At 73.5% G+C, this 22,189-nt stretch carries 14 protein-coding genes and 1 riboswitch; of the genes, 7 read left to right on the forward strand and 7 right to left on the reverse strand.

The window, feature by feature from the left end:
• Positions 1 to 344: 344 nt before the first annotated feature.
• Positions 345 to 878, reverse strand: coding sequence for a MarR family winged helix-turn-helix transcriptional regulator (locus DDQ41_RS14495; protein WP_109297734.1), 534 nt, complete (start codon positions 876 to 878; stop codon positions 345 to 347).
• A gap of 414 nt (positions 879 to 1,292) precedes the next feature.
• On the opposite strand from DDQ41_RS14495, the gene DDQ41_RS14500 reads away from it, so the two are divergent.
• The gene (locus tag DDQ41_RS14500; RefSeq protein WP_394342184.1) at positions 1,293 to 2,570 is read left to right on the forward strand and encodes an MFS transporter; all 1,278 of its coding nucleotides are present in this window, start codon (positions 1,293 to 1,295) and stop codon (positions 2,568 to 2,570) included.
• 86 nt (positions 2,571 to 2,656) lie between these two features.
• On the opposite strand, the gene DDQ41_RS14505 is transcribed toward DDQ41_RS14500, so the two are convergent.
• Together DDQ41_RS14505 and DDQ41_RS14510 are read right to left on the reverse strand one after the other, a co-directional pair.
• Entirely contained in the window at positions 2,657 to 4,357 is a 1,701-nt protein-coding gene (locus tag DDQ41_RS14505; protein ID WP_109294881.1) for an ATP-binding SpoIIE family protein phosphatase, read from the reverse strand.
• Between the two features lie 244 nt (positions 4,358 to 4,601).
• Positions 4,602 to 6,125 carry an NAD(P)/FAD-dependent oxidoreductase gene (locus DDQ41_RS14510; RefSeq protein WP_394342185.1) on the reverse strand — a complete coding sequence of 508 codons (1,524 nt, stop codon included), beginning with the start codon at positions 6,123 to 6,125 and terminating at the stop codon, positions 4,602 to 4,604.
• A 450-nt stretch (positions 6,126 to 6,575) separates the two neighbouring features.
• Between DDQ41_RS14510 and DDQ41_RS14515 the strand changes: the two genes are divergently transcribed.
• Positions 6,576 to 7,340: a TetR/AcrR family transcriptional regulator gene (locus DDQ41_RS14515; protein WP_109294883.1), complete on the forward strand. Its 765-nt coding sequence runs from the start codon at positions 6,576 to 6,578 to the stop codon at positions 7,338 to 7,340.
• Between the two features lie 258 nt (positions 7,341 to 7,598).
• Positions 7,599 to 9,485: a sigma-70 family RNA polymerase sigma factor gene (locus tag DDQ41_RS14520; protein WP_109294884.1), complete on the forward strand. Its 1,887-nt coding sequence runs from the start codon at positions 7,599 to 7,601 to the stop codon at positions 9,483 to 9,485.
• A gap of 582 nt (positions 9,486 to 10,067) precedes the next feature.
• Here the strand turns inward: DDQ41_RS14520 and DDQ41_RS14525 are convergent.
• Positions 10,068 to 12,212, reverse strand: a complete 2,145-nt coding sequence (locus DDQ41_RS14525) for an asparagine synthase-related protein (RefSeq protein WP_109294885.1) — start codon at positions 12,210 to 12,212, stop codon at positions 10,068 to 10,070.
• 710 nt (positions 12,213 to 12,922) lie between these two features.
• On the opposite strand from DDQ41_RS14525, the gene DDQ41_RS14530 reads away from it, so the two are divergent.
• From DDQ41_RS14530 to DDQ41_RS14545, 4 genes are all read left to right on the forward strand, one after another.
• Complete coding sequence (locus DDQ41_RS14530; protein WP_109294886.1) at positions 12,923 to 14,368, forward strand: MFS transporter; 1,446 nt, start codon at positions 12,923 to 12,925, stop codon at positions 14,366 to 14,368.
• Between the two features lie 115 nt (positions 14,369 to 14,483).
• Positions 14,484 to 15,701 (forward strand): L-2-hydroxyglutarate oxidase, encoded by a 1,218-nt coding sequence (gene lhgO / locus DDQ41_RS14535; RefSeq protein ID WP_109294887.1) that lies wholly within the window; start codon positions 14,484 to 14,486, stop codon positions 15,699 to 15,701.
• A gap of 113 nt (positions 15,702 to 15,814) precedes the next feature.
• Entirely contained in the window at positions 15,815 to 16,621 is an 807-nt protein-coding gene (gene trmB / locus DDQ41_RS14540) for a tRNA (guanosine(46)-N7)-methyltransferase TrmB (RefSeq protein ID WP_394342141.1), read from the forward strand.
• A 193-nt stretch (positions 16,622 to 16,814) separates the two neighbouring features.
• The gene (locus DDQ41_RS14545; protein WP_109294888.1) at positions 16,815 to 18,143 is read left to right on the forward strand and encodes a PrsW family intramembrane metalloprotease; all 1,329 of its coding nucleotides are present in this window, start codon (positions 16,815 to 16,817) and stop codon (positions 18,141 to 18,143) included.
• A gap of 363 nt (positions 18,144 to 18,506) precedes the next feature.
• Here DDQ41_RS14545 and DDQ41_RS14550 read toward each other — a convergent pair whose 3' ends face one another.
• The 3 genes from DDQ41_RS14550 to DDQ41_RS14560 form a co-directional block, all read right to left on the reverse strand.
• Complete coding sequence (locus DDQ41_RS14550) at positions 18,507 to 19,541, reverse strand: M23 family metallopeptidase (RefSeq protein ID WP_109294889.1); 1,035 nt, start codon at positions 19,539 to 19,541, stop codon at positions 18,507 to 18,509.
• An 11-nt stretch (positions 19,542 to 19,552) separates the two neighbouring features.
• A riboswitch (cyclic di-AMP (ydaO/yuaA leader) is annotated at positions 19,553 to 19,689 on the reverse strand.
• 358 nt (positions 19,690 to 20,047) lie between these two features.
• On the reverse strand, positions 20,048 to 21,169 hold the full coding sequence (locus DDQ41_RS14555) for a PP2C family protein-serine/threonine phosphatase (protein WP_109294890.1): 1,122 nt from the start codon (positions 21,167 to 21,169) through the stop codon (positions 20,048 to 20,050).
• A 229-nt stretch (positions 21,170 to 21,398) separates the two neighbouring features.
• The gene (locus tag DDQ41_RS14560) at positions 21,399 to 22,151 is read right to left on the reverse strand and encodes a MerR family transcriptional regulator (protein WP_109294891.1); all 753 of its coding nucleotides are present in this window, start codon (positions 22,149 to 22,151) and stop codon (positions 21,399 to 21,401) included.
• Between the last annotated feature and the right edge of the window lie 38 nt (positions 22,152 to 22,189).

Raw genomic sequence — 22,189 nt, forward strand, 5'->3', positions numbered from 1 at the left:
ACCCGCTGGAGCGGGCTGCCAGTCCGTTCCTCCGCTTCCGCGAATTCCCTTTCCGGCGTTTCCGACTCTATCAGATCCTTTCGGACCCGATTCCCAGTCGAACGGGACTGCCTTTCCGGCCACCAGGCCGTTCCGGCGGTCGAAACTCTAGCCCATTTCCCGGTTGGCTCATAACTGAACCGATCGAAATGAGTTTCGGCATGCCGAAACTCATCCCGGTTGGGAGATCGTGCTGAGTTGGTGTGCCGCGTCCGCGGCGGGATCGGTTGCCGAAGAACCGTTCCGGCTCCGTGACAACTCGAAGAACCTTACGGGGTGGCCGGGATCGTGTCAACCTTCGCTGTTCATGTTCCTGATACCGGCTTGTCCGGTCCCCGGTCGAGGTCGGTGAGTCGCCCTCCCGCGTCGGGCTGGGCCTGCTCCACCCGGCGCAGAACCCTGATCAGCATCTCCCCCAGCACTCCCCGTTCCTCACCGCTGAGGTCCTGAAGCAGCTCCTCCTCGAAGTCCGTCGCCATGCGCATGGCCTCCATCCACTTCGCGCGGCCCTCGTCGGTCAGTTCGACGATCACGCGAACCCGGTTGGACTCGTCCCGGTCCCTGGTGACCAGGCCTTCCGCCGCCATCCGGTCGATGCGGTGGGTCATGGCCGCGGGAGTGAGGCCCAGGCGCCTGGCGAGGTCCCCGGGCCCCAGGCGGTACGGGGCGCCCGAGAGGACCAGTGTCTTGAGGACCTCCCATTCGGCGTTGCTGACACCGAGCGCGGCGACCTGCCGGCCGTACGCCACGTTCATCCGGCGGTTGAGCCTGCCGAGGGCCGAGACGACCTGCTCCACCTGGGGGTCCAGATCGCGGAACTCGCGCTGGTAGGCGGCGATCTGCTCGTCGAGGCTCGGCTCCTGCGACGCCCCGCGGCTCGCGGGGGTTCCCGGAGCCGCGCGGCCCGGAGGGTTCGGTGCGACGGGCCCACCGGAACCGGCAGGGACCGGAGGGGAGGAGTGGGAGGGGGCGGCGGCCGGGGTGGACCGGGCGCCCGGTGCCGACCGCCCGCTCTCCTCGCCGGACTTCCGGGACGGCGCCTTCGCGGCCGCCCGCCCGGTGCGCGCCGGACGGCCGGGCCTCTGCTCGGGGGTGTCGGACATGCGCCTCACTATCCCATGCCGCTGGTTTGGTTCTAAGTCCTTCAATGTGTATAGTTCATGTTCGAACTTTAGTTTCTAAGTCTTCGAACTTCAGTCCTCCGGGCTGACCGACCAGGGCAGGTGAGTGTGACCAAGGCGACGGGCGCGACGATGCGCCGGATCCAGGCGGGAAACGCGCTGAGCGCGTTCGGGCTCGGGTTCACCGTTCCGTACCTCTATGTCTATGTGGCGCAGGTACGGGAGCTGGGAGCGAGCACGGCGGGCGCCGTACTCGCCGTCTTCGCCCTGGCCGCGCTCGTCGTGCTCCCCTTCACCGGGCGGGTCATCGACCGGCGCGGACCGCTGCCCGTGCTCGGCGTGGCCGCGCTGCTGGCCTCCGGGGGCTCGCTGACCATGGGGCTGGCCGGCGGCGTGGCCACCGTCGTGATGTCAGCCGCGCTGCTGGGCGCCGGCACCGCCGTGATGCAGCCGGCCCTGGCCACGATGATCGTCTGGTGCTCCACCCCGTCCACCCGGACCAGGGCGTTCGCCACGCAGTTCTTCCTGCAGAACCTGGGCCTCGGCGTCGGTGGCCTCATCGGCGGGCAGATCGTCGACGAGAGCCGTCCCGGCAGCTTCACGCTGCTGTTCTCGATCGAGGCCGCGATGTTCGTCGTCCTGGCCGCGGTCGCCGCGACCGTACGGATGCCGCGGGCACCGTCGATTCCCGGCGCCATGCCGGAACACACCGAGGCCGGGGCCAGGGGCGGACTGCGGGTACTGCTCGGCCACCGCGCCATGGTGCAGCTGTGCGTGCTCGGCTTCGTGCTCTTCTTCGCCTGCTACGGCCAGTTCGAGTCGGGGCTTCCGGCCTACGGCACCGAGGCCGGGGGGATCGAGCCGGCGACACTCGGCTACGCCCTGGCCGCCAACACCGCGGTGATCGTGCTCGCGCAGTTCCTGGTGCTGCGCTTCGTCGAGCGCCGCCGTCGTTCACACGTGATCGCCGGGGTGGGGCTGGTCTGGGCCGTGGCCTGGCTCATCGCCGGATACGCGGGCCTCGGGCACGGCGGCCCGGCGATGGCGGCGGCCGCGTTCATCGCCACGTACGCCCTGTTCGGGCTGGGCGAGGCGATGCTGTCGCCGACCGTGGCACCGCTCGTCGCCGATCTCGCACCCGAAGCGATGGTCGGGCAGTACAACTCGGCGTTCGCACTCGTCAAGCAGCTGGCGCTGGCGGTCGGTCCGGCGGTGGGCGGTCCGATGGGGGCCACGCTGCACGCTCCGTACATCGTGACGTTCGTCCTCTTCTCCCTGGGCATCAGCGTGCTGGCCCTGAGGCTGGGGCGGAACCTCACCGCAGTCCAGGACCGGCCCTCGCTCGCGAACGCGTCACGGATCGTCCGCCGGCACCGGCCCGAACAGGACAGGGCCCGGGCCGGAGTCTGACCGGCCGGAGTCCGACCCGGCCGGGGCCCGGCGGCATCCGGGCGGCACCGGGCAACGGCCCATACCGGCGGCTGCCCCGGCTCGCCCTAAGGGCCGCCGGGGAGCGCGAACTCGCACCACACCGCCTTGCCACCGTCGGGGGTGCGGCGGGAGCCCCAGGACGAGGCGATCGTCGCGACGATGGAGATCCCGCGGCCCGCCTCGTCCTCCGTTTCCGCGCGGCGGCGGCGCGGAAGGTGCTCGTCGCCGTCCGTGACCTCGATGATCAGCCGGCGGTCGGTGCGCCGCAGACGCAGGCGCATGGGGGGTGTGCCGTGCTGGAGCGAGTTCGCCACCAGTTCACTCACGGCGAGCACACCGAGATCACGCAGTTCCACGGGGAACCGCCACGAGGCGAGCACCCCCGAGGCGAACGCCCGCGCGCGGGGCGCGGCCTCCACTCCGCCGAGCAGTTCCAGCGCCGCGTTGTGGAAGAGTTCCGCGTCCCCGCCCGAGCGGGCCGGATGCTGCAGGACGAGCACGGCGACATCGTCGTCATGGTCCGCCGTGACTCCCAGGGAGCGGATGAGCCGGTCGCACACGATCTGGGGGGAACCGGTCGCTCCGGCCAGCGCACGCTCCAGCGAGGCGACCCCCTCGTCGATGTCCTCGCCGCGCCGCTCCACCAGTCCGTCGGTGTAGAGGACCGCGGTGGAGCCGGGCTGCAACGGGATCGTGCCGGAGGAGTGGAGCCAGCCGCCGGTACCGAGCGGAGGGCCGGTCGGCTCCTCGGCGCGGTGGACCGTACCGTCGGCGTCGCGCACGAGGACGGGCAGATGCCCCGCGGAGGCGTACACGAGCCGGCCCTCGTTCGGGTCGTGCACCGCGTACACGCAGGTGGCGATCTGGCTGGGGTCGATCTCGGACGCCAGTCCGTCGAGGAGCTGGAGCACTTCGTGCGGGGGCAGGTCGAGCCGGGCGTACGCGCGGACGGCCGTGCGCAGCTGGCCCATGACGGCGGCCGCGCGCACCCCGCGGCCCATGACGTCGCCGATGACGAGCGCGGTGCGGCCGGCGCCGAGCGTGATCACGTCGTACCAGTCGCCGCCGACCGCGGCGTCCGTGCCGCCGGGGCGGTAGTCCGCGGCGATCCGGAGGTCGTCCGGCTGTTCGAGTTCCTGCGGGAGCAGCGACCGCTGCAGTGTGACGGCGGCCTCCCGGTGCCTGCTCTCACTGGCCCGCAGCCGTTCGGCGGCCCCGGCGTGGGCCGTGACGTCGGCGGCGAAGACCAGGACGCCCCTGGCGGACTCGCCCTCCCCGTGCGGGTCGGGCGCTTCGGCGGGCAGGCAGGTGACCGTGTACGAACCGCCGCCCCGGATCCGGCGCGACCTCACCGTGCGGGGCTTGCCGCTGCGCAGCACCTGGTCGAGCAGCGGGAGCAGTCCCAGCTCGGCGAGTTCGGGGCAGGCCTCGGCGGCCGCGGCTCCGGTGGCGCGGGGGCCGAACGCCGTCTCGTACGCCTCGTTGACGTAGCAGATCCGGTGCTCGGGGCCGTGGACGAGGGCGACCAGCGCGGGCAGCCCGTCGAGCAGCCCGCGGACGGGGAAGTGCTCGAGCGCGGGAACGGAGAATTCAGCGGGCGGGTCCTGCGGACCGCGCGGGTCGGTGACGACGTCCGCGGGGTCGGGCCGCAGGCCCGGCCGCCGGTCGTACTCGCCGCGGGCCGCGGGGACGGAACGGCGGTCCGTCCGCGCTGCGGCGCGGCGCTGCGTACCGGGGAGCCGGGCGCTCCAGCGCGTGAAGTTCACGGATTTTCAAGCCTCGTGGTGTCGTTGCTGTTGTCGTGCGCGGTTGCGCCCGTGTGTCCGACCGGGCCGGGGCGGTTCCGGTTCCGGTCGCGGGGCCGATCCTCACCGGAGCGGCCGGGTCTGCTGGTCCCGTCGCCGATCGGCGACGGGCGGGCGGTCGGCGCCCCGGGCATGTCACTCTGCGCTAGCCGCACGTCCACCTATCGTCACATGTCCAGTGTGGCCCACCGCGCTGACAGCCGGGTCAACCGTCCCCGGTTCCGGGCCAACCGTCCCCGGTTCCGGTGCCGGGTCCGCTCTGGTCCCCTCTCCGCCGGTCCTCCCCCGGTGCGCCGCCCGGGGGCTCCTCCGGCGGATCGCCGCCGGTTGCGGCCGCGGACGCCGCGGCCGGGCCTGGACGGGGCGGGGGAGCCTGGCGCCGCCTCCTCTCCCGTGCGCTCATGGGCGGATCCTCGTGGCGGCGCGCGAGCGGCCTGGACGGGACTGCGCCCGCGGCGAGTTCGAACTCGGCCCGCGGGTGCTCCAGCGACCCGAGGGAGACGATCTCACGTTTGAAGAGCCCGGAGAGGGTCCACTCGGCGAGGATGCGGGCCTTCCGGTTGAACGTGGGCATGCGGCTGAGATGGTACGCGCGGTGCATCAGCCAGGCGGGATAGCCCTTCAGCTTTCGGCCGTACACATGGGCCACGCCCTTGTGCAGCCCCAGTGACGCCACGGAGCCGGCGTACTTGTGGGCGTAGGTCTTCAGGGGCTGCCCGCGCAGCGAGGCGACGATGTTCTCGGCGAGCACCTTCGTCTGGCGGACCGCGTGCTGCGCGTTCGGCGCGCACACCGTGCCGGGTTCCCCGGCGGTGACGTCGGGCACGGCCGCGGCGTCACCGGCCGACCATGCGTGCCCGACCCCCTCCACGGTGAGTTCCGCGGTGCACTTGAGCCTGCCGTGCTCGTTGAGCGGCAGATCCGTGGCCGCCAGGACGGGAGCGGGTTTCACACCGGCGGTCCACACGACCGTGCGGGTCGGCATCCGGGAGCCGTCGCTCAGCGCCGCGACGCGGTTCTCGCAGGAGTCCAGGCGGGTGCCGAGCCGTACGTCGATGTTGCGGGCGCGCAGTTCCCGGATCGCGTACGTCCCCATCGCCTCGCCGACCTCGGGGAGGATCCGGTCGCTCGCCTCGACGAGGATCCACTTCAGGTCCGCCGGCTTGATGTTGTGGTAGTAGCGCGTGGCGTAGCGGGCCATGTCCTCGAGTTCGGCGAGCGCCTCGACGCCGGCGTAACCGCCGCCGACGACGACGAAGGTGAGCGCCGCGTCGCGCAGAGCGGGCTCGCGGGTGGAGGAGGCGATGTCCATCTGCTCGATGACGTGGTTGCGCAGGCCGATGGCCTCCTCGACGGTCTTGAAACCGATGGCGTAGTCGGCGAGTCCGGGAACGGGCAGGGTGCGCGAGACGGACCCGGGGGCGAGCACCAGCTCGTCGTATCCGATCGGGGTCGCCCCGGCGCCCTCCTCCTCGGAGGCGAGGGTGGTGAAGGCGGCGGTGCGCCTGGCGTGGTCCACCGACCGGACCTCGCCGACGACGATCTTGCACCGGTACAGGACCCGGCGGAGCGGTACGACGACATGGCGGGGCGAGATGGAGCCCGCGGCCGCCTCGGGGAGGAAGGGCTGGTAGGTCATATAGGGCGCGGGCGACACGACCACGATCTCGACCTCGCCGCGCTCCAGCTCGCGCCGGAGCTGCTGCTGGAGGCGGATCGCGGTGTACATCCCCACATAGCCCCCGCCGGCGACGAGAATGCGCGTGCTCGACGGGGTGCCGGGGATCGTGCCGGTAGTCGTGCCGGGGGTCGTGTCCCGGGAGTGTGCAGCCTTCACCACCCCATGACGCAACGCTCCTCGGAGTTTGTCCACAGTCCCGACGGATTGTGTGACCGGAGGTTCCGGCCACACCTCGGCGGAACTGGTGCGCCCATCGAGGGAAGGTGCGCAGGTCAGCGGGGTGGAAGAGGGTGCGGGGCGGGGGTGGGACCAGGAAGGATCCGGCCCTTGCTCCGATCGGGTGGGGCACCGGACGGAACTGCCCCTTCTGAATTGACCCCGACTCAACTATGTTCGTATCTCGTCGGGGTGTTCTGGCCGGTGACTCGCCTGATTCACCCCGGTGTCACAGCGGGGAGGTCTCCGGGGGGAGACGACATTATTTCCGGGGGAACATTGATGCACATTCAGGATTCGCATTGGCCGGGCGCCGTCGCCACGGAGGCCGGGGGAGACGGGCGCGCGGGGGCGACTGCGACCAGCCGGCCGGCCCCGCTGCGCGTGGACGCGCAGCGCAATCTGGAGCATGTGCTCAGGGCCGCGCGCGAGGTGTTCGGCGAACTCGGCTACGGCGCTCCGATGGAAGACGTGGCGCGTCGGGCCCGGGTGGGCGTGGGCACGGTCTACCGCCGCTTCCCGAGCAAGGACGTGCTGGTGAGACGGATAGCCGAGGAGGAGACATCGCGGCTGACGGAGCAGGCGCGTACCGCACTCGGCCAGGAGGAGGAGCCCTGGTCGGCGCTCTCCCGCTTCCTGCGCACCTCGGTCGCCTCGGGGGCCGGCCGACTGCTGCCACCGCACGTGCTGCGGGTCGGTGTGGCCGATGACCCGACGGCCGCCGAGGGCCCGGTCCGGGCGGAGGCGCGGGTGCCGCAGCAGCGTGCGGGCGTCGCGGGCCAGCCGGAACCGCGGGTGGTGGCACCGCGTCCGGTGCCCGCGGCAGAGCGGGACGACACCGGGTCGGATGAGCTGGTCGACGTGGTGGGGCAGCTCGTCGACCGGGCGCGGGAGGCCGGTGAACTGCGCGGGGACGTCACCGTCGCGGACGTGCTGCTGGTGATAGCCACCGCCGCACCCTCCCTCCCGGACGCGGCGCAGCAGGCTGCCGCCTCGGCGCGGCTGCTGGACATCCTGCTGGAGGGTCTGCGCTCGAGGCCTGTGTAGCCGGGGCCTCCATGCCCGTCAGCCCCGGCTGCACGGCGCCGGGGCCCTCTCGGGCAGCCCTCCCGCAGCGTCCCTCTCACAGCGGCTCTCCCGCAGGGGTTCTCCCGCGTCGGCTCTCCCGCAGCGGCCCGGGCTCGTGCTCGGGTTCGGACGGTCTCCCCGGACGAGTGGTTGCTGCGCATAGGAGGCTTGACAGCGCCATCCCTATGGCACTCTGGCCGGTGTTCGGGTCACTGGGTGGGTACGGGGGCTTCCGCGATGAGCGGTGACGGTCACAACGAGCCGCGCGCCGGGGGGATCGGCGGCGAACGCCGTGGGCGGGTTCCGTCGCAGCGCGGGGGAGCCTCGTCCGGCCCCAGCGCCGGCGCTTCGGCCTCCCCTCCGGCAGTGTCGGACGCCGAACTGGTCCTGCGGATGCGCGGAGGTGACGACAGCGCGTACGAAGAGCTGTTCAGGAGGCACGCGCAAGCCGTGCGCCGCTATGCCCGCACCTGCTGCCGCGACGTCCACACGGCGGACGACCTGACGGCCGAGGTGTTCGCCAGGACACTGCAAGCGGTACGCGGAGGCGCGGGACCGGAGCACGCGGTGCGGGCGTATCTGCTGACGGCAGTGCGCCGTGTCGCCGCCGCCTGGGCGAGGTCCGCCCGCCGGGAGCACCTGGTCGAGGACTTCGCGGTCTTCGCCGACCAGGCGGTCCGTGCCACCGAGGCGCCACGGGACGACACACTCCAACTCGGCGCGGACGTACGCGCCATGCACGAAGCCGAGCAGTCGATGGCCCTGCGGGCCTTCCGCTCGCTGCCCGAGCGCTGGCAGGCGGTGCTGTGGCACACCACCGTCGAGCAGGAGCCGCCGAGCGCGGTGGCACCGCTGTTCGGTCTCACGGCCAACGCCACCGCGGTTCTCGCCGGGCGCGCCCGGGAGGGGCTGAGGCAGGCATATCTTCAGGCGCATGTGAGTTCCGCGCTCACCTCGGGCGGTGACTGCGCCCGGTACGCCGACCGACTCGGCGCCTACGCCCGGGGCGGACTGCGGATGCGGGCCGAGCGCGGGCTGCGCAAGCACCTGGAGGTGTGCGCCGGATGCCGACTTGCCGCGGGGGAACTGGACCAGGTGAACTCCGGGATTCCGGCGCTGCTGCCGGTCGCCTTCCTCGGGTGGTTCGCCGCGGGTTACTCGTCCAAAGCCGCCGGGGCCGTGGCGGCCGGTGCGGTGGGAGCCGGAGCCGGGGCGGTGGGAGCCGGAGCCGCCGGGGCCGGAGCGGCCTCCGGCCCGTCGGGCGGCGCGGGGAGCGCGGCTGCGGCGGAAGGACTCGCCGCATCCGTGAAGGCCGGGATCGCCGCGGCGGTGGCGGCCACGGTGGGCGTGGGGCTGGTGTGGGCGCTCTCGGTCGTTCCGGAGCCGAAACCCCGCGCGCGGCCGCCGGCGGCGCAGCCCGTACCGGCGCACCCCGCCGCGCCTGCGGTGACGCCCTCACCGCAGCCGCCGGACTCCGCCGCACCGGGCCGGCCACCGGCAGCGGCACCCCGTGCGCCGGCACCCGCTGCACCGCCCGGGACATCGGGCCCCACGCCGTCCCGGGCACGTCCGGCGCCCGCGCCGGACCAGCCGACGGCGCCGCTGCCCGCGTCCGCTCCGCCCGGGACACCCGGGACACCCGGGGCGGCGACACCGGCCCCCGCGGCGGCGCCTCCTCCCCCCACGACCGTCCACCGGCTCAACCAGCTCCAGTACGCCGTCGCCGGCGACCATACGAACCCCGAGGTGCGGCTCGGGGCGAACAGCTGGTTCTGGAAGCGCGACAGCATGTCGATCGGCGGTACTCGCTACGAGCACGGGGTGTCGGTGCACGCCCGCTCGTCCGTGACGATCGATCTGAACCGCGAGTGCAGTTCGTACGACGCGCTCGTCGGCGTCGACGACATGACGCTCGGGCTGGGAACCGTCCGCTTCTCCGTCTACGCGGACGGGGTGCGGCGGTGGCGGTCACCGCTGCTGAGGGGAGGCGCCCCTGCGGTACCCGTGTCCGTCGGCCTCACCGGCAGCGAGACGCTCCGCCTGGTCGTCGCCCCCCACGGCGTGCGGCCACTCGCGGCGACGGCGGTCGCCGACTGGGCGCGGGCGCGGATCACCTGCTCCTGAGGGCTGTCGTGTCCGCCTTCACTCGGCGTGTCGGGAGCCGCTCCCGGTTCTGCGGGCCTACAGAGCCGCGGGCGGATCCGACTCCTGGGCCTGCGGCAGGGGCACGGGCACGGGCAGTGTGCTTCCTCGCCCGCGGCGCTCGGGGCCCGCTCGGGCCCGCACCGCCTCGCGCTCCCTTCGCGCCCGTCCCGCCCCCGGTGGCCTGGCACCTCGTCACCGGCGCCGCCGCGCGCCGTCTCGCCCGCCCGTCCCCGCCCCGTCGCGCCGCCTGACGCGCCCGTACCGCCCGTACCGCCCCGGGGTTCGGCCTGCTTCCCGCCAGGGCCGGATTCCCCGCCCCGCCCCACCCCCACCGCACACGGCCTCGCCCGGTTGCGGGGGTCCTCCAACCCCCGCCTCTTGACGCGGCCGCTGCGCCGACCGGGCGGCAGAGCGGAGACCTGAGCGTCCCCGGCGCCCCTACGCCCCCGCGCCTTCCACACGCACCGCCTTCCACAACCACCACCGTCCACACCCACCGCCGCCGTCGGGCGGCAGGGACGTGGTCGGACAGCGGCGAACACACCCCCGACGGGCGCGCCGCTACGCGCGCAGCGTCGGGCGGCGCGGTACGCCCGAGGCGACCGCGCGCCGGCGGGGTGCCTCCGTGCCCGTCCAGCACGTGCCGCGCCGGGCCAGCAGCCGCCGCAGCCAGAGTTCCATGGAGACCAGGTCCGCGAGCCCGTCCAGGGGGACCGGTTCGCCCTCGGACGCGGCCCGCAGGGCCTTGCGGACGACCCGTGCCTCCACGATGCCCGCGTCCGCGAGCAGCGGGGTGCCGAACAGGTCCAGCAGGTGCGGCAGCGACATCCGGATCCCCGCCCGCGTCGCCGTGGTCGAAGCGGTCTGGGACGGCGCCCCCCAGCCGGGCGGCAGGTCGTGGATGCCCGCGCCCGCGAGGACCGTGCGCAGTACGGCGGTGCGTGCGCCGGGCTGGACCCGCAGCGCCTCGGGCAGGTCGCGGGCGGCCCGTACGACCTGGTTGTCCAGGAAGGGGGCGTGCAGCCGCTGGCTGCGTACCTCCGAGGCCTGTTCCATCACCCGGTGGTCCGCGGCGTGGCGGGCGAGCGCCGCGCGGGCGCGGGACTCGCCGGGGCGCTGCACGGATGTCGGCCGGGTCGCCGCCTCCTGGAGGCGAACCGACACCTCGGCGAGCGCCTCGCCGGTCATCCAGTGCGCCGCGGGCCCGGGCCGGGACCAGGAGAGGGCCGCGAGGGACGCGCCGAGCGGCCCGTTGACGGCGGGCATCCGGCGGTTCGCCTCGGGGAGCCGGGAGGCCGCCGTCTCGAGGCCGGTGCGGTAGGGGGTGCGGGCGAGCCGCCGCGCCGCCCGGTAGACGGTGAGCGGCACGAGCAGCGAGCCGGCGGTGGGTGCGGAGGCCCGGGCGAGTGCGGAGACGGGGCGCAGCAGGGGCCGTCTGCGGCGGTCCATCAGCAGGTCCGCCAGGCGGGCCGGGTGGGCGTCCAGCACCTGCCGGGCGCCGTGTCCGGTGAAGTGGTCCGCGCTGCCGGACGCGAGGCGCCGCCGGTTGCGTTCGGCCTCGACGAGGGACGGTCCGGGTTCGTCGGTGAGGGGGCCGTCCAGGTCGGCGTAGGGCAGGGCCTCGGCGCCCGCGGCGACGACGACATGGTGCAGCCGCGGGTTCTCGGCGATGGTCCTGGCCCGTTCCGTCTCGGCCTGGTGCCCCTGCGGTGTGGCGAGGTCGTTGAAGGTCACGGCCAGCAGCCGTTCGCCGGCTCCGGTGCCGTGGCCGAGGATGGTGCCCGGGACGCCGGGCAGTCCGGCGGCGAGCAGGGCGAGGGTGCCGGAGGCACTGCCTCCGGAGAGGTCGGCGCCGATGCCGGGCGCGGGTGCGCCGCGGGCGGCGCGCCGTTCCGCCGGGCCCATGCCGGGCACCGGTCCCGGATCCGGTGGCAGGGTCTCGGGGGCGTGCCGGGGTGCGGTGAGTCGTGCGCGTACGGCGTCGACGAGTGCGTCCCGCACGGTCTCCACGGCCCGGTCCGGGTCGAGTTGGGGTGCGGCGACGGCGAGTGAGGCGACCGGTTCGTAGCCGGTGATCTCCCGGGAGCCCTCGCGCAGGATCAGTGCGTGGCCGGGGGGGATGCGCCTGACCCCGGCGTACGGGGTGGAGTCGCGCAGCGCCTCCGGTGACTCGGGGCAGGCGAGCAGGGCGGCGAGGTGCCCGATGTCGAGCGGGGCCTCGATGAGATCGGCCAGCGGCAGTGCGGCGGTCGCGTAGGCGGTGCCACTGGCCCAGGGGGTGTAGAAGACGGGGCGGGCGCCGGCCAGGTCGCCGGTGACGGTGACGCGGCGGCCGACCTGGACGACCGCGGTGTAGCTGCCGGCCCAGGCGGTGAGGTGGCGCAGTGCGCCCCCGCGCGCCGCGAACAGGCCGACGCGCAGTTCCTCGTCGCTGGCGGCGCAGCAGCCCAGCACGGCGAGGCGGACGGCGGGGGTGCCTCCGGTGAGGGCGGGGGGCGGGCCGGCGGTGACGACGCGGACCTCGTCGGGGCGCCAGTCGCCGACGGCCCACAGGGGATCGGGGTCGCCCCACAGGAGCTGGGCGCCCACGGGGTGGACGGTGCGGTTGTCGTCACCGGAAGGGGAGGGGCGGGATCCGGCGGATCCGGCAGATCCCGCCGTACCGAAGCTTGCGGCGACACTGCTCCACCCCACCAGCCACCGCATCGCGCCTCCACAGCCTGTGGACAACTCTCGGCACGCCCGACTCGGCACACCCCGATGAGGACATGCTGCCATGCCAGGGGCGCACCGGAGGGGCTCCCGGTAGCGTGCGCAAAAAGTGAACGCGCCCCTGGCATCGGCCGTACGGGGCCGTCCGGCCGCTGCGTATCCGTGCCCCGGCCCGCCGATCCACGGAGGGTCAAACACCGGCGGAGGATCGGCATTCAGCCAATTTGGAGCCGACGAGGTGCGGAAGACACCGCAAGAATCGGGGCGCGGGCGCTCGGTCCGGGAGACGGCAGCCGCCTCCCGGACCGGTCCGCCGCCCGCGGGGATTGAGGCGGCGGTGTCCCCCAGCCCATTGGATCCCTGGCCAATGGGCCGACCCACGCAGCACTCATGGAAGCCCTCCCGCGACGGCTGGAGGAGAGCGCACGGACGGGCGCACTGCCACACACCGGGAGCACGGTCCGCACGGGGAGTCGCACCCGAACACGCAACAATCTCGCCATACGGAACACTGCCTCTTAACGGTAGGGATGCGGCGAACTACCCTGTGTGGCACCGCTGTTCTCCTCGGGGGTGCATATTCCCGGGGGCTCGGACACCTGCTCTTGCGTCCGGCTTCCGTGGAGTTGTCCCCCTGGGGTGAAGGGCGGAGCGAACGCCGGGCGCGGATGCCCGGCGGCCGTCCGTGTGTCGAGGGGTGGCGCATGTCCAGGGAGCAACGCGGGCCGAACGAGAAGCTCGGCACCGTTCTCGCCCTCGCGGGAATCAGCAACGCCGGGCTCGCCCGGCGGGTCAACGACCTCGGGGCGCAGCGCGGTCTGACCCTCCGCTACGACAAGACGTCGGTGGCGCGATGGGTGTCGAAGGGCATGGTGCCGCAGGGCGCCGCGCCCCATCTCATCGCGGCGGCCATCGGGCAGAAGCTGGGCCGTCCGGTGCCGCTGCACGAGATCGGGCTCGCGGACGCCGATCCGGCGCCGGAGGTCGGTCTCGCGTTCCCGAGGGACGTGGGCGAGGCGGTGAAGGCCGCCACGGAGCTGTACCGGCTGGATCTCGCGGGCCGCCGCGCGGGCGGCGGCGGGATCTGGCAGTCGCTGGCCGGCTCCTTCTCGGTGAGCGCGTACGCCACACCCGCCTCGCGCTGGCTGATCAACCCGGCCGACTCGTCGGTCGAGCGGACCCTCCGGGGCTCGGAGGGCGCGGGGACGCCGGAGAGCCCGGACGACGGGCAGGTGCGGGTGGGCCACAGCGACGTGGCCAAACTGCGCGAGGCGGCCGAGGACGCCCGGCGCTGGGACTCCAAGTACGGCGGCGGGGACTGGCGCTCGTCGATGGTCCCGGAGTGCCTGCGGGTCGACGCGGCGCCGCTGCTGCTCGCCTCGTACTCGGACGAGGTGGGCAGGGCCCTGTTCGGCGCCACGGCGGAACTGACCCGGCTCGCCGGCTGGATGGCCTTCGACACGGGCCAGCAGGAGGCGGCCCAGCGCTACTACATCCAGGCGCTGCGACTGGCGCGTGCCGCGGCCGACGTCCCGCTGGGCGGCTATGTGCTGGCGTCCATGTCGCTTCAGGCGACCTACCGGGGCTTCGCCGACGAGGGCGTGGATCTCGCGCAGGCTGCGGTGGAGCGCAACCGCGGCCTGGCGACCGCGCGCACGATGAGCTTCTTCCGGCTGGTGGAGGCGCGGGCCCACGCCAAGGCGAGCGACGCGGCCGCGGCCGGGGCCGCCCTGAAGGCCGCGGAGAGCTGGCTGGAGCGCTCCCGCGAGGGCGACGCGGACCCGTCCTGGCTGGGGTTCTACTCGTACGACAGGTTCGCGGCGGACGCCGCCGAGTGCTACCGGGACCTGAAGGCGCCCCGCCAGGTCCGCCGGTTCACCGAGCAGGCGCTGTCCCGGCCCACGGAGGAGTACGTCCGCTCGCACGGGCTGCGCCTGGTGGTGAGCGCGGTGGCCGAACTGGAGTCCGGCAACCTGGACGCGGCCTGCGCCGCGGGCACCAGGGCGGTGGAGGTCGCGGGCCGGATCTCCTCCGCTCGCACGACGGAGTACGTGAGGGACCTGCTGCACCGGCTGGAGCCGTACGGGGACGAGCCGAGGGTGGCGGAGCTGAGGGAGCGGGCCAGACCGCTGCTGATGGCCCCGGCGTGAACCCCGCGCGCCCCGTGACGCGCGCCCTACCCGGTTTAGCGCGCCCGCCCGCGGGCCAGTGCATCATCAGGGGCGGGACGGTTTCCCGGGAGGGCACCGCCGGGCTGGAAGGTGTGTGGTGAAGGCGGCCGCGTTCGACTGCGACGTGCTGGTGATCGGTGGCGGGATCATCGGACTGTCGACGGCGTACGCCCTGACGCGTGCCGCGCCCGGCACCTCCGTGGTGGTGCTGGAGAAGGAGCCGGGCCCGGCCCGCCACCAGACCGGGCGGAACAGCGGAGTGATCCACAGCGGGATCTACTACCGCCCCGGTTCACTGAAGGCACGTTTCGCCGTGCGCGGCGCGGCGGAGACGGTGAAGTTCTGCGCCGAGTACGGCATACCCCACGAGGTCACCGGCAAGCTGATCGTCGCCACCGGGCGGGAGGAGCTGCCGCGGCTGCACGCGCTGGCCCAGCGCGGCAGGGAGAACGGCATTCCCGTCAGCGAACTCGGCCCCGCCCAGATGGCGGAGTGCGAGCCGGAGGTGGCCGGCGTCGCGGCGCTCCGGGTCGGCACCACCGGGGTGTGCGACTTCGGGGCCGTCGCCGGGCAACTGGCGGAGGTCTCCGCCGCCTCGGGGGCGGAGATCCGCTACGGCGAGGAGGTCCGGTCCGTGGACCCACGGCCGTGGGGTGTCGCCGTCGGCACGTCCTCCGGCCCGGTCGTCCGCGCCCGCGCCCTGGTGAACTGCGCCGGTCTGCACTGCGACCGGGTGGCCGAGCTGGCCGGCGAGCGGCCGGGCGTGCGGATCGTCCCCTTCCGCGGGGAGTACTACGAACTGGCGCGCCCCGAGCTGGTGCGCGGCCTGGTGTACCCGGTGCCCGACCCGGCGTTCCCGTTCCTCGGGGTCCACCTCACCCGCGGTGTCGGGGGCGGTGTCCACGTGGGGCCGAACGCCGTCCCGGCACTGGCCCGCGAGGGCTACGACTGGTCCACCGTCCGTCCCGGCGAGCTGGCGGCCGTCCTGGCCTGGCCCGGTTCCTGGCGGATCGCCCGGCGCCACTGGCGCTACGGCGCCGGCGAACTGCACCGATCCCTCTCGAAGCGCGCCTTCACCGCGGCCGTGCGGCGGCTGCTGCCGGCCGTCGCTGAGGAGGATCTGCGGCCGGCGCCGGCGGGGGTCCGGGCGCAGGCGGTGCTCCGAGACGGCACCCTGGTGGACGACTTCATGATCAAGGAGTCGGCCCGCGCGGTCCACGTCCTGAACGCGCCGTCGCCGGCGGCGACCGCCTCCCTGCCGATCGGCCGGGAGGTGGCCCGACGGGCGCTGGCCCGACTGGGCCGCACCTGACACCGACCCGTACGCGACACCGACCCGCACGCGAAACCGGCCGCACCTGACACCGACCGCACCTGACACCGGCCGTCCCCGGTCCGCGCCCGCCGCCGTACAATCGGGGCATTGTGTCTGAGTCCGAGAACACCACCCCCGCAGGCCGGCGGGGGAACGCTCCCCGCGACATCGCCACCGCCCGACCCGAGGGTGCGCCGCGCTTTCCCGACGGCCCCGCAGCCGATCCCGCGGGCGCGCACCACGAGCGGCGGATCCGCAGCTTCCAGCCGCGCCGGAGCCGGGTGACGCCCGGGCAGGCCGCCGCACTGCGGCGCCTCTGGCCGGTCTGGGGACTGGACATCGACGGGCTGCGCACCCTCGACCTGGACGCGATGTTCGGCGGACTGCCGGTCGTCCTGGAGATCGGCTTCGGCATGGGCGAGGCGACCGCGCGGATGGCCGCGGCCGACCCGGGGGCGGGCATCCTCGCCGTGGACGTCCACACCCCCGGCCAGGGCAATCTGCTGGGCCTCGCGGAGCGCGCGGGCCTGGACAACGTGCGGGTGGCCAACGGCGACGCGATCATCCTGCTCCGCGAGATGCTCCCGCCGGCCGCGCTCGACGGCGTGCGGGTCTACTTCCCGGACCCCTGGCCCAAGAAGCGCCACCACAAGCGACGGCTGATCCAGCCCGAGTTCCTCGCCCTGGCGGCGAGCCGGCTCAAGCCGGGCGCGCTCCTGCACTGCGCGACGGACTGGGAGCCCTACGCCGAGCAGATGCTCGCGGTGCTGACCGGCCATCCGGACTTCGAGAACACCGAGGCCGGCGGCGGCTACGCGCCCCGGCCGGCTTTCCGGCCACTGACCCGGTTCGAGGGCCAGGGCCTCGACAAGGGCCATGTCGTACACGACCTCCTCTTCCGGCGCCGGAGCGGATGACGGCGAAGTCGCGGTTCGCCGGCCCAACCCGAAGCGGACGGCGCCGAGGGCCCCTCCCGGGCGGCTGAGTCCGGCGAGGATCCGCCGGCACCCGAACGAACAGCACCCAGCACCCAGCGCCCATCCAGGAGCCCGGGCACCGACGGCACCGGCGCCGTCGCGCGTTGTCCGTACCTCTCGTTAGGGTCGTGTGGTGTCCGACTGGTCCCCGCAGCCGCATCCGGCCGCCCGCCCCGCCGTCCCGGCGTGCGACGAGCGGCCGCTCTTCGACGCCGTGCCGGAGCGTGCCCGCTGGCGCTACAAGCCGCGACGCGACTTCTGGCGCAGCGGGCCCGTCCGCGCGTGGGCGCTGATCACTCTGCTGGCCCTCTCGGGACTGATGATCCTCGCGCTGGTGCGCGAACAGACCGGGACAGAGGGCTTCCTGGTCGGACTCGGTCTCGCCGTGCTTCCCGTGCCGCTCCTGGCCGCGGCGTTCCGCTGGCTGGACCGGGTCGAACCGGGTCCCTGGCGCAACCTCGTCTTCGCCTTCGCCTGGGGTGCCTGTGCGGCCGCCCTCGTCGCCATCATCGCCAACACGTTCGCGACCCGGTGGATAGCCACCGCCACGGCCGACCCGACGCACGCCGACGCGATCGGCGCGACCGTCGTCGCGCCCGTGGTCGAGGAGACCGCCAAGGCGGCCGCCGTGCTGCTGCTCTTCCTCTTCCGGAGGCAGGACTTCACGGGCCTGGTCGACGGTGTCGTGATCGCCGGTTTCACCGCCACCGGTTTCGCCTTCACGGAGAACATCCTCTACCTCGGCAACGCCTTCGGCGAGGACCAGCAGTTCGGCACCTCGGGCTTCGCCTCCGTCACGGCGGCGACGTTCTTCGTCAGAATCGTGATGTCGCCGTTCGCCCATCCGCTGTTCACGGTGCTCACGGGCATCGGCTTCGGCCTGGCGGCGGCCTCGGCGCGGCACCGGAGGGTCCGCAGGGTCGCACTGCCGCTGCTCGGCCTGCTCCTCGCCATGGGCATGCACGCGCTGTGGAACGGCTCGGCGGTCTTCGGCCCGCTGGGCTTCTACGCGGTGTACGCGGCCTTCATGGTGCCCGCCTTCGGTCTGCTGACCTGGCTGGCGGTGTGGACCCGGCAGCGCGAGCTGCGCACCGTCGCCGCGGAACTGCCCGCGTACGCCGCGGCGGGCTGGCTGGCCCCGGCCGAACCGCTCGCGCTGTCCTCCATGAAGGCCCGCACGATGGCCCGGGACGTGGCGGGCCGCACCCACGGCCCGGCCGCCGCACGCGCGGTCTCCGAGTACGAGATCTTCGCCACCTCCCTGGCCTTCCTCCGGCACCGGGCCGGGCGGGGCGCGGCCGAGCCGGACTTCACCGCCCGGGAGCAGGAGCTGCTGCACCACCTCTGGCAGCGCAGGGGCGTCGCGGGCCCGGCCCTGACGTACGCCGCCCGTGCGACGGGCCGGGCCTGGCAGCCCCCGCCGCATCTGGACTACAGCGGCTTCAACCCGTACCGCGGCTGACCGCTGCTGATCGGTGGACGGGTCGAGACCGTGGACGCGGGGAGACGAGGGATGCGGGGAGACGGGGGACGCGGAGAGACAGGGGCACACCGGACGCGTGCCCTCCGGGCGGCCCGTCCCCGGGGCATGGCACGACCCCAGGTGGCCCGGGCGCCGGTGGGGCGCGTAGCCGGGCCGCCAGCGGCCCGGGCCGCCGGCGCCCGGACAGCAACGGCTCCCTGTCAGACCGGACGGGCCGACCGAGGGGCGGGCCGGGAGTTGCCGACGGGCCGAGGGGGATCAGATGGGCCGTGTGGCCGAAGGGCCGGGGGCCGGGGGGATTCACCGGGCCGAGGGACCCCACGGGCCCCACGGACCAGACGGTCAGACGGAGAGGCCCTTGCCTCGCAGCCAGGCGGCGGGGTCGATACCGTCACCACCCGGTGTGTGCACCTCGAGGTGCAGATGCGGGCCGGTGACATTGCCGGTGGCGCCGACCCGCCCGATGGTCTCGGAGGTGGAGACCTTCTGCCCCGCGCTCACGGTCATCGACGACAGATGGCTGTACCAGACCTCGGTACCGTCCTCGAGTTCCAGAACGATGTGGTAGCCGTACGACCCGGACCAGCCGGCCGACTTGATCGTGCCGCCGTGCACGGCCTTGACCGGGGTACCCGTCGGAGCGGCGAAGTCGAGACCCGTGTGGTAGCCGGAGGACCACAGTGATCCGGCCTGCCCGAAGGTGGAGGTGAGGGTGTACGACGAGGTCGGCAGGGAGTAGCTCGCCGCGAGCTTGGCGAGTCGCTCGGCCTCCGCCTTGCGCGCGGCCTCCTCCGCGGCCTTGCGCTCAGCCTCGGCGGCCGCTTCGGCAGCCTTCGCCGCCTCGGTCTTCTGCTGCTTCGCCTCGGCGGCGGCCTGCTCCGCGGCGGCCTGTTCGGCGGCCGCCCGCGCCTCGGCCTCTGCGTTGGCCTGCTGCTGCTCGGCCTGCTGGAGGATCCGGGCGCGCAGGGCCTCGCCCGCGTCGCCCCCCTCACCCGTGGTGTCGGCCGAGGTGAGCGGGCCGTCTGCGACGACCTCGTCAGCCGGCTCGTCCTGTATCAAGGAGCCCACGCCGGGCAGCGACTCGGGGTCCGGGAGTTTGTCCGCGATGACATCGGGCAGGGAGATGGAGACCGCGGGCTTGTCCTGGGCGGTGGCCATGCCGCCCGCGCCGACGGCGGCGATGACGCCGACACCGAGGACGGTGGAACTCCGCGCGAGCGCGTTGCGCTGCTTGACCACGCGGTGCCTGCCGCGGACGGGACGGACCGACTCCTCGGTCGGGTTCCACTCCTCCGCCGCGGGGGCGGAAGCCCACCGGTCGCCGGGTACCCACTGCGTAGTGGGGGGCTCCTGGAGGGCAGGCTCGTTGGACGCCACGGAGGCGTTCTCCTTTCCTTCCTTCTCACCTACCGGGTTAGCTGACGGGTTCGGAGCAGGAAGGTCTCCTTCGGGCACCGCGAAGTGCCCGATTCACCCCAAATAGATGGTTCCCCGGTTCCCTTGCGGGATTCGGCGCATGCGCACGGTGCCGCCTCTTGCGACGGCTGGGACGACCGCGCTGCGTTATCGAACGTTAATAGAGATCGAGGCCCGATTCCAAGCTGTTCCCGCTGATCGTTAGGAACGTTGGCCAGAGCTTAAGCACAACAACCGGTGCAAAATCGGCAAGTTGCCGCCCGTAATCGAGGCCAGCATTTCTGACAGTTCGTCAAATGTTATGCGGAGGGCTCCGCTTCGATCACGCTCCGTAGCGTCAGCCCATCGGCCCACCCCGGCCAACCCACCCGCCGTCCTACGCCACACAAGCACCACAAGCACCACAAGCACCACAAGCACCAACGGGACCTGCCACGGGAGGCCGGCGTCGTCCGGCGCCCCGCTGACTACCGCTCCCCGCGCCGGGTGACCGCGAGCAGCGCCATGTCGTCCGTCGCCGCACCGCCCGTGTGCCGGCGCACATCGGCGACGACCACGTCCAGCAGTTCCTCCGGGCCGGAGAAGGCACGGCCGCCCAGCCGGCTGCGCGGGTCGTACATCACACCGTGCGCGTCCCGTGCCTCGGACAGGCCGTCGGTGTAGAGCAGGAGCGTGCCACCGGGCGGATAGGAGGTCTCGGACACCAGATCGGGCCAGGTCCCCAGGTCCATACCCAGGGGCAGCGCCCGCTCGGGCGGATTCAGCACGAGCAGCGCGCCGTCCGCCGCGATCAGCAGCGGCGACGGATGCCCCCGGTTGACGATCCTGATCCGTTCTCCGTCGCCCGGGACCTCGGCGAGCACGGCGGTGGTGAAGCCCTCGGAACTCTCGGAGTTCTCGGAGTTCTCGGACCCGGCCTCCCACGCGCCCTCGCGCGCCAGCGCCCGCTCAAGCCGCTGCGCGACCCCCGCCAGCGAGGGCTCCTGCTCGGCTGCCTCGCGGAAGGCACCCAGGACCAGGGCCACCGTCCCGACCGCGCCCAGACCCTTCCCCCGCACGTCCCCCACGATCAGCCGCACCCCGTACGGGGTCTCCTGCACGGCGTACAGGTCCCCGCCGATGAACGCGTCCCGCTCGGCCGCCTCGTACCGGGCGGCGACCTGCAAGCCGTCGATCCGCTCGTCCGGAGTCGGCAGCACGGCCCGCTGCGCCGCCTCCGCGACGAACCGGGCCGACGCCAGGCGCTCCCCGCTCAGGCGCACGATCCGATTGAGGACGAGGGCCAGCACGGAGACCGTGAACACGGTCAGTATCTCCGTGATGGCCGGGATCCCCGTGAGTCGGTCGCTGTAGATGTGCATCCCGGTGACCGCCACGCAGGCGGCGACGCCGGTGGCCGCCGTCCAGCGCAACGAGCAGAAGGGGGCGGCGATCAGCGGTGCCGCCGTGAAGAGGGGTACGGCCGTGAAGGTGTCGGGTGTTCCCAGGTCGTAGAAGACCCCGCCCACGATCAGCAGCCACGGGAGCAGGGTGACGAGGCGGCGGCCACCGTTCTGCCACCCTTCCCCGCCGCGTTCTCGATGCCGCAACACTGTCTCCTGCCGGGTCCGTCCAGGCCGCGGACGGTACCGCGCCCCATTCAGGCTGACCGCAACAGCTCCGCCCGACGCATCGCCATCGGCCAACCGGCCCAGCCCGCGGGCACCGCCCCCGGCGGCCGCGGGTCACCAGGGGGCCCTCCTGGTGACGGGGCCGCGCGGGACACCGCCCGTCGGCGCCGGTCAGCGCCGGTCAGCGCCGGTCAGCGTCCGCACGCGGCTAGCGGTCTTCGCCGAGATGGCGCTCCGCGTAGACCTTCAGCGCGTCCCGGACGAAGGCCGCCGTGCCCTCGCCGTGCCGGTCGTAACCGGCCGTGAAGCGCGGATCGGCGACGTACATCTCACCCAGACCGATCACATACGACCTGGTGGGGGTGGCCGTCACCGAGAGCCACTCGCAGTGGCGCCGAGCGATGGCCTGGGCCTCCTCGCTGTCCGGCGCAAGCCCGTCCCTCAGAGCCTGCCCGAAATCGCGGGCGATCGCGACCTGGCGGTCCCGGAAGTCGCGCTTCTCCCGCGCGCTCAGCGAGCGCCACCAGCGGTCGCCCTCCTGGTACGCCCTGCGGCCCCAGCGCTCGGTCACCTCCTCCTCGTAGCGGGTGTGGTCGAAGCCGTCGAAGACCTCTTCGGCCATCAGTTCCTCTCCTCTCTCGGTCCGGTCGAGAGTGGTCCGCACCGAGGCGATCTGCCGCCCGATGCGCTCCCGCTCCTGCTCCAGCAGCCTCAGGTGCGCGCGCAGTGCGGTGGCCGTGTCCCGCTGGCCGTCCAGAACCCGCGCGATGGCGGGCAGGCCGAGGCCCAGCTCCCGCAACAGCAGGATGCGCTGCAGCCGGACCAGGGCGTCCTGGTCGTAGTAGCGGTAGCCGTTGCCGCCGATCCGGCTCGGCGGGAGGAGCCCGAGTTCCCCGTAGTGGCGAAGCGTGCGGCTCGTCGTGCCGGCTTTCCTGGCGATCTGCTGGATGGACCACTCCATGCCCGGAACGCTAGATCTTGACGCTGCGTGAAGGTCAA

This window comes from Streptomyces spongiicola, from assembly GCF_003122365.1.
In the GTDB taxonomy this organism is placed as follows: domain Bacteria; phylum Actinomycetota; class Actinomycetes; order Streptomycetales; family Streptomycetaceae; genus Streptomyces; species Streptomyces spongiicola.

Coding starts and splice junctions, on each gene's coding strand:
- DDQ41_RS14515 (WP_109294883.1), top strand. CDS start 6,576: ATGCACATTCAGGATTCGCATTGGCCGGGCGCCGTCGCCACGGAGGCC.
- DDQ41_RS14510 (WP_394342185.1), bottom strand. CDS start 6,125: ATGTACACCGCGATCCGCCTCCAGCAGCAGCTCCGGCGCGAGCTGGAG.
- DDQ41_RS14560 (WP_109294891.1), bottom strand. CDS start 22,151: ATGGAGTGGTCCATCCAGCAGATCGCCAGGAAAGCCGGCACGACGAGC.
- DDQ41_RS14520 (WP_109294884.1), top strand. CDS start 7,599: ATGAGCGGTGACGGTCACAACGAGCCGCGCGCCGGGGGGATCGGCGGC.
- DDQ41_RS14525 (WP_109294885.1), bottom strand. CDS start 12,212: ATGCGGTGGCTGGTGGGGTGGAGCAGTGTCGCCGCAAGCTTCGGTACG.
- DDQ41_RS14500 (WP_394342184.1), top strand. CDS start 1,293: ATGCGCCGGATCCAGGCGGGAAACGCGCTGAGCGCGTTCGGGCTCGGG.
- DDQ41_RS14530 (WP_109294886.1), top strand. CDS start 12,923: ATGTCCAGGGAGCAACGCGGGCCGAACGAGAAGCTCGGCACCGTTCTC.